The sequence below is a fragment of the Amycolatopsis sp. NPDC098790 genome (genome assembly GCF_044759945.1).
GTDB lineage: Bacteria > Actinomycetota > Actinomycetes > Mycobacteriales > Pseudonocardiaceae > Amycolatopsis.
The window spans coordinates 669,922-680,236 of the sequence record NZ_JBIWAI010000003.1; the positions used below are offsets into that span (position 1 = coordinate 669,922).

Here is a 10,315-nt window from a genome sequence, read left to right on the forward strand (position 1 = left end):
GATCCGGCCATCACCGGGGAGCCTCCGGAAGAACCGAGCTCCACGCTCTCAGTAGAACCGGACGGGTGCGGCCCGTGACAGCCGTTCAACGAGCGGCCCGCGGCGGGGTTTGATCACCGCAGCGGGCAAGCGGGGTGGTACCGCGGTGCGCCGCCAAGGCGTTTCGTCCCCGTGTGGGTGACCGGGAGCCGGTCGTCCGTACGAGAGCGACGAACCGAGGAGCACCGGGATGTACCCCCAGGCCCAACTGGACGACGGCGCGGGCGTTCCGTCGCAGCCGTCCTTCCCCGCGCTGGAGAAGCAGGTCCTCGCCTACTGGGAGACGGACCGGACGTTCCAGACGACCATCGACGCCCGCCCGGCCGGCGACCACGGCGACAACGAGTACGTCTTCTACGACGGCCCGCCCTTCGCCAACGGCCTCCCGCACTACGGCCACCTGCTCACCGGGTACGTCAAGGACCTGGTGCCGCGCTACCAGACCATGAAGGGCCGCAAGGTCGAGCGCCGGTTCGGCTGGGACACCCACGGCCTGCCCGCCGAGCTCGAAGCGATGCGGCAGCTCGGCATCACCGAGACGTCCGAGATCGAAGAGATGGGCATCGCGAAGTTCAACGCGGCTTCGCAGGAGTCCGTCCTCCGCTACACCGACGAGTGGCGCGAGTACGTCACGCGCCAGGCGCGCTGGGTCGACTTCGACAACGACTACAAGACCCTCGACGTCACCTACATGGAGTCGGTGCTCTGGGCGTTCAAACGCCTGTGGGACAAGGGACTCGTCTACGAGGGCTACCGCGTCCTGCCGTACTGCTGGCGCGACGCGACGCCGCTGTCCAACCACGAGCTGGGCATGGACGCCGACGTCTACCGCAACCGCCAGGACCCCGCCGTCACGGTCGGCTTCCGGTTGGAGGGCAACGACAACGAGCTCGACGGCACCTACCTGCTGATCTGGACGACCACGCCGTGGACGCTGCCGTCGAACCTCGCGACCGCGGTGCACCCCGAGGTCGACTACGTCGTCGTCGAGAGCGAAAACCAGCCCGGCAAACGGTTCCTGCTCGCCGAAGCGCGCGTCGCCGCGTACGCGCGTGAACTCGGCGAAGAGCCGACGGTCGTCGCGCGCTACACCGGCACGCAGCTGCTCGGCACCCGCTACGCCCCGCCGTTCCCGTACTTCACCGGTACCGAGAACGCCCACCAGGTGCTGGCCGCGGACTACGTCACGACCGACGACGGCACCGGGATCGTCCACATCGCCCCGGCCTACGGCGCCGACGACAAGGTCGTCACCGACGCCGCCGGCATCCCGCCGGTCACGCCGGTCGACGCGCACGGCAAGTTCGACGCGACCGTGCCGGACTACGAGGGCCAGCAGGTCTTCGACGCCAACCCGAACATCGTGCGGGACCTCAAGAACGGCACGGGATCCGCGGGTCAGCAGGGTGCCGTGCTGCTGCGGCACGAAACCTACGACCACTCCTACCCGCACTGCTGGCGCTGCCGGAACCCGCTGATCTACCGCGCGGTCTCGTCGTGGTTCGTCGCGGTGACGCAGTTCAAGGACCGGATGGTCGAGCTCAACCAGCAGATCACCTGGTACCCGGAGAACGTCAAGGACGGCCAGTTCGGCAAGTGGCTCGAGAACGCCATCGACTGGTCGATCTCCCGCAACCGCTACTTCGGAACGCCGATCCCGGTGTGGCAGTCCGACGACCCCGAGTACCCGCGCACCGACGTCTACGGCTCGCTCGACGAGCTGGAGGCGGACTTCGGCGTGCGGCTGGACAACCTGCACCGGCCCTACATCGACGAGCTGACCCGGCCGAACCCGGACGACCCGACCGGAAAGTCGACCATGCGCCGCGTCCCGGACGTCCTCGACGTCTGGTTCGACTCCGGCTCGATGCCGTACGCCCAGGTGCACTACCCGTTCGAGAACGCCGAGTGGTTCGAGCACCACTACCCGAGCGACTTCATCGTCGAGTACATCGGGCAGACGCGCGGCTGGTTCTACCTGCTGCACGTCCTGGCCACGGCGCTGTTCGACCGGCCGGCGTTCCGCACCTGCGTCTCACACGGCATCGTGCTCGGCTCCGACGGCGCGAAGATGTCGAAGTCGCTGCGCAACTACCCGGACGTCAACGAGGTCTTCGAGCGCGACGGCTCCGACGCCATGCGCTGGTACCTGATGGCGAGCCCGATCCTGCGCGGCGGCAACCTCGTCGTCACCGACAAGGGCATCCGCGACGCCGTCCGCCAGGCCGTGCTGCCGCTGTGGAACTCGTACTACTTCCTCGCGCTGTACGCCAACGCCGAAGGCGTGGAAGGCAAGTGGCGCACGGATTCGCCGAACGTGCTCGACCGGTACGTCCTGGCGAAGACGCACGAGCTCGTCACCGACGTCGAGTACGCGATGGACCACTACGACGTCGCCGGCGCGTGCCAGACCGTGCGGGACTTCCTCGAGGTCCTCACGAACTGGTACGTGCGCCGCTCCCGCGACCGCTTCTGGGCGGGCGCCCAGGACGCGATCGACACGTTGCACACCGTGCTCGAGGTGACTTCGCGGGTGACGGCGCCGCTGCTGCCGCTCACCACCGAGGTCGTCTGGCGCGGCCTCACCGGCGGCCGCTCGGTGCACCTGGCCGACTGGCCGAACGCGAACGACCTGCCCGCGGACGCGGCGCTGGTCACCGCGATGGACCGGGTGCGGCAGGTGGCGTCCTCGGCGCTGTCGCTGCGCAAGGCGAACAAACTGCGCGTGCGGCTGCCGCTGTCTTCGCTGGTCGTGGCGGCCGACGACGCCTCTTCGCTGTCGCCGTTCGCCGACATCCTGCGCGACGAGGTGAACGTCAAGGCGGTCGAGCTGACCACCGACGTCGCCGCGCACGGCGGGTTCGAGGTCGCCGTCAACGCCCGCGCGGCCGGCCCGCGGCTGGGCAAGGACGTCCAGACCGTCATCAAGGCCGTCAAGGCGGGCGACTGGTCGTTCCAGGGCGGCGCCGTGGTCGCGGCCGGCATCACGCTGCGCGAAGGCGAGTTCGAGCGGCGGCTGGTCGCCAAGGGCGGCGGCGCGGCGGCCGAGCTGCCCGGCGGCTCCGGGCTGGTCCTCATCGACACCGACGTGACGCCGGAGCTGGCGGCCGAGGGCCTGGTCCGCGACCTGATCCGGGTCGTCCAGCAGGCTCGCCGCGACGCCGGGCTGGACGTCGCCGACCGGATCGCGCTGACCATCGACGCGCCGGCCGACGTCGTCGAGGCGGCTCGGGTGCACGAGAAGTTCCTCGCGTCGGAGACCCTCTCCACGTCGGTGACCCACGCCGCGGTGGCCGACGGCTCCGCCGGCACGGTCGGCGACGGCACGAAGGTCACGGTCGCGGTGGAAAAGGCCTGACTTGCCGTGGGTGGCCGGTAAGATCAGCCGGCCACCCACGGCGGGTGGCGTTCCTCGGGGGAGGGGATCGCGGAAATGAGTCCTGCCAGAAGACGCGGCATCCTGATCGGCGGCGCGCTGCTCGTCGTCGTGATCGTCGTGGCGGCGTTCTTCCTGCTGAACGGCGGAGACGCGGCGCCGACGGCGGAAGCCGGGGCCACGAGCGTCGAGAGCCCGGGCGCGGCCGACCCGCACTCGGCGATCACGGAGTACCTGCAGGACGTCGCCGAGAACAACCCGGACGCGGCGGCCAAGCTGACCGACGCCGCGCCGGCGGCCGCGGTGGCGCTGCGGGACGCGCGGAACACGCTGAGCCCGAGGTCGGTCGTGGCCAAGCTGACCGTCCTGCAGCCGACCCCGGCCGGGGCCACGCGGACCGGCGGGACGTTCAGCCTGTCGTGGGCGCTGAAGCCGGGCAACTGGACCTACGACGTGCCGTTCGAGCTCGCCCAGACCGGCGGCAAGTGGCTCGTGCACTGGGCGCCGTCGCTGCTGCACCCGAAGCTCGAGGCGGGCCAGCGGCTGGTGATCAGCACGTCCGTGCCGGACACGACGGCGGTGGCCGACCGCGACGGCAAACCGCTGCTGGTCAACGGGTCCGGCGGCCTGCGCGCGGTCGACGGCGACCCGGCGCCGCTGCTGCGGTCGGCGCTCGGCGGGCAGGTCACGGCGGCGAGCGGGAGCGGCTTCGCCGTCCAGCGCGTCGACACGAGTGGCAAGAGCGTGGAGACGCTGTTCGGGAAGGCCGACGGCGAGGCGAAGACGCTGACGTCGAGCCTGAGCCTGACCGCGCAGAAGTCCGCGCAAGCCGCGGTGGACGGTTACCAGGGCTCGGCCATGATGGTCGCCGTCGACACCGGCTCGGGCGACATCCTGGCGGTCGCGCAGAACTCGGCCGCCGGTAAGGAACCGAAGGCGCTGCACGGCCTGTACGAGCCGGGTTCGTCGTTCAAGATCGCGACTTCGGTCGCGGCGATCCAGCAGAACGGTCTCAGTGCGACCTCGCCGGTCGACTGCCCCGGCGTCGCGACGGTCGGGACGCGGACGGTCAAGAACGAGGGTTTCGAGCTGGGCGCGACGAACCTGCAGACGGCGTTCGCGCGGTCCTGCAACACGACGTTCGGGCAGCTGGCGCTGGACCTCCCGGCCGACGGGCTGGTGAAGGCCGCGAACGAGCTGGGCCTCAACGCCGACTACGAGATCCCGGGTATCGACACCGAGCTGGGCAAGGTCGAGCCGCCGGTGAACAAGGACGAGCAGGTCGAGGACGGGTTCGGCCAGGGCCGGATCCAGGCGAGCTGCCTCGGGGGAGCGCTGATGGCGGCCACGGTCGCGTCGGGCAAGGCGATCACGCCCCGGCTGTGGCACGACCTGGACACCACGGTCGTCAAGGGTTACTCGCCGCCGCCCGCGGCGGTGCTCGGCCAGGTGCGGAAGATGATGCGGGCCGTCGTGACCAGCGGAACCGGCCGCGGAGCCGGGGTGGCGGGGGAGGTCTACGGCAAGACCGGCACCGCCCAGTTCGGCGACGGTTCGGACGCCACGGGGTGGTTCGTCGGGTACCGGGGGACGGTCGCGTTCGCGGTGCTCTTGGAGGACTCGAACGACTCGGGCCCGGCGGTCACCTTGGCGGCGAAGTTCCTCAAGGGCATCTGACCCGGCTCGAAGCGGCACTTTCATAGGGAAAGTGCCGCGCCGAACTTTCCCTATGAAAGTGCGCGGCCCTTCGGCCAAGGCGGAGCTTTCACGTGAAAGCTCCGCCCCCTGGTGGCAGCTTTCACGTGAAAGCTCCGCGTCGGTTCGGCTCGGTCCGATGTCTTGAATGAGTCATTCAGGACGCCGGAGGTCTTGAATGAGTCATTCAAGACCTCTCGGCGGCTCTGCGACGCTTCGGCCGTGGGCGAAGTGCCGCCGCCGTACCTTGGGGGCATGGAGACGATCGCCCTTGCCGAGGTCGCCGCGGTGCTCGCCGACCCGAGCCGGGCCACCATGTGCCTCGCCCTGCTCGACGGGCGGGCCTGGACCGTCGGCGAGCTGGGCAAGGCGGCCGGCATCGCGCTCTCCACGGCCAGCGAGCACGTGACCCGGCTGGTCGACGCCGGGTTCGTCGTCCGGGTCAAGCAGGGCCGGGCGAGCTACGTCCGGATCGCCGACCCCCGCGTCGCCGAGCTGATCGAGCACCTGGCCCAGCACGCCGAGCATCGGCCCGTGACCGGCCTGAAGTCGTCGCTCCGGGTGAAACGGCTCGGCTTCGCGCGCACTTGCTACGACCACCTCGCCGGGGTGCTCGGCGTCGCCGTCCGCGACGGCATGCTCGCCAGCGGCCTCGTCGACACGGCCGACGGGCTGACGCTGACCGCCCGCGGCCGCGAGGTCCTGGCCGGCCTCGGCGTGCCGGTCGCCGCCGGACGGCGGCCACTGCTGCGCGACTGTCTGGATTGGACGGAACGCCGCGACCACCTCGGCGGCGCGCTGCCCGCGGCGCTGCTCGACCGGGCGGTCGAGGCGGGCTGGGTCGGCCGTGACGGCCACCGCGCGGTGAAGGTGCATCCGAGCGCGGTCAAGCCGTTCGCCGCACTCGGTGTCGATCTCGCTGCGCTCGGTGGGCCTTGCTGCGCCGCTGGTTATTGACCCGACCACAGCCACGGCCGAAGAGTTCGATCCAACGGTCGCGTACTGCTCGGGCGGCGGCCTGCTTCTGGCTGGGTCAATAACACACCGAGTGTCCGACTCGGGCCGGCGGTGCACGAACGAGTTAACCCACCCGCTTCACTATTCTGAGTGCCCACGGCACTCGGAGGGAGGCGGCATGGACCAGCTCCCCGTGTTGCTCGGCGTCGGCGGCGTCGTGCTGCTCGCGTCCGTGCTCGCCGTGCGCGTCTCCATCCGGCTCGGCCTGCCGTCGCTGCTGCTGTACCTCGGGATCGGCGTGCTGCTCGGCGAAGCCGGCTTCGGCATCCGGTTCGACAACCCCGGGCTGACCCAGTCGCTCGGCCTCGCCGCGCTTGTCATGATCCTCGCCGAGGGCGGGCTGACCACGCGCTGGTCGGCCGTGAAACCCGCGCTGGGCCTGGGAATCGTACTGTCCACAGTGGCCGTCGTGGTGAGCATCGCGGTCACCGGCGCGGCCCTGCACTTCCTGCTCGGCCTCGACTGGCGGATCGCCCTGCTGTGGGGCGCGGTGCTCGCCTCGACCGACGCGGCGGCGGTGTTCTCGGTGCTGCGCACGGCGGGGATCGGCAAGCGCCTGGTCGGCGCACTGGAGCTGGAGTCCGGCATCAACGACGCGCCGGCGTACATCGCGGTCGTCGTGCTGGCCGAAGGCACCACTGTGGACTGGACGCTGCCGCTGCTGGTCGTCTACGAACTGGGCGCCGGCCTGGCGATCGGGCTGGCGTTCGGTTGGCTGGGCGGGATCGCGCTGCGCCGGGCCGCGCTGCCGGCGACCGGCCTGTACCCGCTCGCGACGGTCGCGGTCTGCGTGGTGGCGTACTCGTCCGGGCAGCTGGCGCACGCGTCCGGGCTGCTCGCGACGTACGTCGCCGCGCTGGTGCTGGGCAATTCGCGGCTGCCGCACCGGTCGGACACGCTGTCGTTCGCCGAGGGGCTCGGCTGGCTGGCGCAGATCGGGCTGTTCGTGCTGCTCGGGCTGTTCGCGTCGCCGAGCCGGCTGTTCGAAACGGTGGTGCCGGGCCTGGTCGCCGGCGCCGTGGTGCTGCTGCTGGCCCGGCCGATCTCGGTGGTGCTGTCGGTGCTGCCGTTCCGCCTGCCGTGGCGAGAGCAGGCGTTCCTGTCGTGGGCCGGCCTGCGCGGCGCGGTCCCGATCGTGCTGGCGATGATCCCGCTGTCGCAGGGGCTGCCGGGCGCGCAACGGCTCGTCGACGCGGTGTTCGTGCTGGTCATCGTGCTGACGCTGGTCCAGGGCGCGACGCTCGGGCCGCTCGGCCGCAAGCTCGGGCTGGCGAAGAAGTCCGAGGCGCACGAGGTCGAGGTCGACTCGGCGCCGCTGGACGAGCTGGGCGCCGAGCTGCTGCAGGTCCGCATCCAGCCGGGCTCGAAGCTGCACGGCGTGTACTTGTCGGAGCTGCGGCTGCCGACGGGCGCGACGGTGAGCCTGGTCGTCCGCGAGGGCGCGGGTTTCACGCCGCAGAAGACGAGCCGGCTGCAGGAGCACGACCAGCTGCTGGTGGTGACGACGGCCGCGGTCCGCGACGCGGTCGAGCGCCGGTTGCGAGCGGTGGACCGGGCGGGCCGGCTGGCCCGCTGGCGGGGCGAGTCGGGCCGGTAACCCCGTTCGTGGCCGGGCAGGCGCGCATCGGCCGACCGATTCGTTCGCCGGCGCGCGAGCTGTCCGCGACTGCCGCGAGTTGCCTGGCCGAGCCCGCTAACTTCCCGCCGGGCGTACGACCCGCCGACTCCTGCGCACCGCCTTGGGCTGCGCGTTGTCCGATGCTTGTCCGCTTGCCGCACCCACCTGGTGATCTTTTCCCGCGAGGGTGATCTTCCGCGTCCGCAATCTTCCCCATGATCCCCCTTTTGGCCTACTCTGCGCCCCTATCGGGTTAGTTCGAATGGGTGAGCGTCAGGCCAAAGGGGTACGCACAGTGACAATGCTTCGCAGGACCGCGCTCGCCCTGGGAATGGCCGCGGTCCTCGGCCTGCTCGGCGCGCCGGCCTCGACCGCCGACGTGGCTCCGTTCCCGGTGCTCGCCCTGCCGTTCGAGGCCGGCCAGCAGGTCTACTCGGCCGGCATCCACTCCGACGACGGCGGCACCGGCGTCAAGAACGCCATCGACTTCAGCCCGGCCGACCGGACCGTCCGCGCGCCGCTGGCGGGGACCGTTCACCTGCAGCACTGCCCCGGCGGCGACTGGGTCACCGTCGACCACGCCGGCGGCTGGCGGACCGGCTACTACCACCTGGAGGGCATCGCGGTCACCGACGGTGAGCACGTCGAAGCCGGGACCGTCCTCGGGTCGACCGGCAACGCGCTCCCGTGCGGCGGCAGCAGCACCGGCGCCCACGTGCACTTCACCCTCTGGACCGTGAGCGGGGCCGCCGAACCCGTCGACGGCAAGACCATCGGCGGCTGGCGCTTCACCGCGGGAGCCGAGCAGTACGCGGGCACGGCTACGCACCTCGCGGACAACGCCGTGACGCAGCTCCCGGGGCGGTTTCGCGCGAAGCTCTGAGACCTCACGGTGTGTGAGCGGCGTCTCAGAATGTGAGGCGGGGGTTGGCCGCCGGGCGCGTTCTCGGTTACCTTCGGGCTCAGGTCATGAGTGCCAGCGCGAAGCCCCGGCTTGCTGGCCGGCAACCCTCCTACCGCGGTGGGGTGCCCCGGGTGAAGACCGGGCCGGTCGCGCCGTGCGACGGGCAAGCGCGGGCCCCTCGCCGGGGTCCCCCGGACCGCCGAGGAGGCACCGATGACTCTCGCCATCGACCGCACCAGCACCACCACCGCTCTGGCCGACGCCGGCACGCTCGCCCCGGCCGCCCGCGCCGCCGCCGGAACCGCGCCCGTCGCCCTCGCCGCCGAACCGGCCGCCCCTATCGCGGAAACCCTTGTCAAGCAAGCCATCCCGACCGTCGCCGGCGCCGCCCTGCGCGTCCCGCTCGTCACCGGCGAGACCATCGGCTACGCCAACCTCGACCACGCCGCGAGCGCCCCCTGTCTCGACGCCGTCCGCGCCAAGGTCGACGAGTTCCTGCCCTGGTACGCCAGCGTCCACCGCGGCGCCGGCTTCGCGTCGCAGGTCTCCACCAAGCTCTACGAGCGCACCCGCGACGTCCTCCGCCGCTTCGTCGGCGCGCGCCGCACCGACACCGTCGTCTTCACCCGCAACACCACCGACTCCTTCAACCTGCTCGCCCGCAGCCTGCCCCGGCACACCACGGTGATCGTCTTCGACACCGAGCACCACGCCGCGCTGCTGCCGTGGCAGGGCCCGAACGTCCGGCGGATCCCGACCCCGCGCACCCGGCTCGCGGCAGTGTCCGCTGTGGACGAAGCGCTCGCGGATTCCCCGCAGGGGCCGCGATTGGTCGTCGTCACCGGAGCGTCCAACGTGACCGGTGAGCTGCTCCCGGTCGCCGAAATCGCCGCTGTGGCGCGGAAGCACGGCGCCCGCATCGCGCTCGACGCCGCCCAGCTCGCCCCGCACCGCCGGATCTCGATCAAGGAACTGGACGTCGACTACGTCGCGCTGTCCGGCCACAAGCTCTACGCGCCCTTCGGTGCCGGTGCGCTGATCGGCCGCGCCGACTGGCTGCGCGCCGCCCGGCCGTACCTCGCCGGCGGTGGCGCGACCAAGCTCGTCACCGAGGACGCCGTCGTCTGGAACACCGGGCCCGAGCGCCACGAAGCCGGCTCGCCCAACACCGTCGGCGTGTACGCGCTCGGCGTCGCGTGCGAGACCCTCGCCGAGAACTGGGCCGCGGTCGAAGACCACGAGCAGGCCCTGCTCACCCGGCTGCGCAAGGGACTCGAAGGCATCCCGGGCTGCGCCGAGCTGCGGCTGTTCGACGCGCCGGTCGACCGGGTCGGCACGGTCAGCTTCGTCGTCGACGGCTTCGACCCGGGCTGGGTCGCCGCGGTGCTGTCGGCCGAGTACGGCATCGGCGTCCGCGACGGCGCCTTCTGCGCCCACGTCGCGGCCAAGCGCCTCATCGGCGTCACCGGCGGCGACGGGCAGCAGGCGATCCGCGTCAGCCTCGGCCTGGGCAGCACGGAGGAGCACGTCGACCGCGTGGTCCGGGCACTGCGCCAGATCGTCGCGCGCGGCGCCCGCTGGGAGTACGCGAAGGTGGACGGCCGCTGGGCTCCGGTCGGCGACCCGCGGGAGCTGCCGCCGTTCTGCTGAGCACTAGCCTGGTGCG

General features: G+C 71.6%; 6 protein-coding genes and 1 riboswitch. All 6 genes read left to right on the forward strand.

Going from position 1 to position 10,315, the window contains the following annotated elements:
* Positions 1-229: 229 nt before the first annotated feature.
* The 6 genes from ileS (at position 230) to ACIQWX_RS28365 (ending at position 10,299) form a co-directional block, all read left to right on the forward strand.
* Positions 230-3,397, forward strand: coding sequence for an isoleucine--tRNA ligase (ileS, locus tag ACIQWX_RS28340; RefSeq protein ID WP_400877199.1), 3,168 nt, complete (start codon positions 230-232; stop codon positions 3,395-3,397).
* Positions 3,398-3,472: 75 nt separating this feature from the next.
* Positions 3,473-5,092 carry a penicillin-binding transpeptidase domain-containing protein gene (locus tag ACIQWX_RS28345; protein WP_400877200.1) on the forward strand — a complete coding sequence of 540 codons (1,620 nt, stop codon included), beginning with the start codon at positions 3,473-3,475 and terminating at the stop codon, positions 5,090-5,092.
* Between the two features lie 273 nt (positions 5,093-5,365).
* Entirely contained in the window at positions 5,366-6,067 is a 702-nt protein-coding gene (locus ACIQWX_RS28350; protein WP_400877202.1) for an ArsR/SmtB family transcription factor, read from the forward strand.
* Between the two features lie 178 nt (positions 6,068-6,245).
* On the forward strand, positions 6,246-7,724 hold the full coding sequence (locus tag ACIQWX_RS28355; protein WP_400877203.1) for a potassium/proton antiporter: 1,479 nt from the start codon (positions 6,246-6,248) through the stop codon (positions 7,722-7,724).
* Between the two features lie 322 nt (positions 7,725-8,046).
* Complete coding sequence (locus tag ACIQWX_RS28360) at positions 8,047-8,628, forward strand: M23 family metallopeptidase (RefSeq protein ID WP_400877204.1); 582 nt, start codon at positions 8,047-8,049, stop codon at positions 8,626-8,628.
* Positions 8,629-8,710: 82 nt separating this feature from the next.
* Positions 8,711-8,825: riboswitch (SAM riboswitch) on the forward strand.
* Between the two features lie 37 nt (positions 8,826-8,862).
* Complete coding sequence (locus ACIQWX_RS28365; RefSeq protein ID WP_400877206.1) at positions 8,863-10,299, forward strand: aminotransferase class V-fold PLP-dependent enzyme; 1,437 nt, start codon at positions 8,863-8,865, stop codon at positions 10,297-10,299.
* Positions 10,300-10,315 lie beyond the last annotated feature (16 nt).

Coding starts and splice junctions, on each gene's coding strand:
- ileS (WP_400877199.1), top strand. CDS start 230: ATGTACCCCCAGGCCCAACTGGACGACGGCGCGGGCGTTCCGTCGCAG.
- ACIQWX_RS28345 (WP_400877200.1), top strand. CDS start 3,473: ATGAGTCCTGCCAGAAGACGCGGCATCCTGATCGGCGGCGCGCTGCTC.
- ACIQWX_RS28350 (WP_400877202.1), top strand. CDS start 5,366: ATGGAGACGATCGCCCTTGCCGAGGTCGCCGCGGTGCTCGCCGACCCG.
- ACIQWX_RS28355 (WP_400877203.1), top strand. CDS start 6,246: ATGGACCAGCTCCCCGTGTTGCTCGGCGTCGGCGGCGTCGTGCTGCTC.
- ACIQWX_RS28360 (WP_400877204.1), top strand. CDS start 8,047: ATGCTTCGCAGGACCGCGCTCGCCCTGGGAATGGCCGCGGTCCTCGGC.
- ACIQWX_RS28365 (WP_400877206.1), top strand. CDS start 8,863: ATGACTCTCGCCATCGACCGCACCAGCACCACCACCGCTCTGGCCGAC.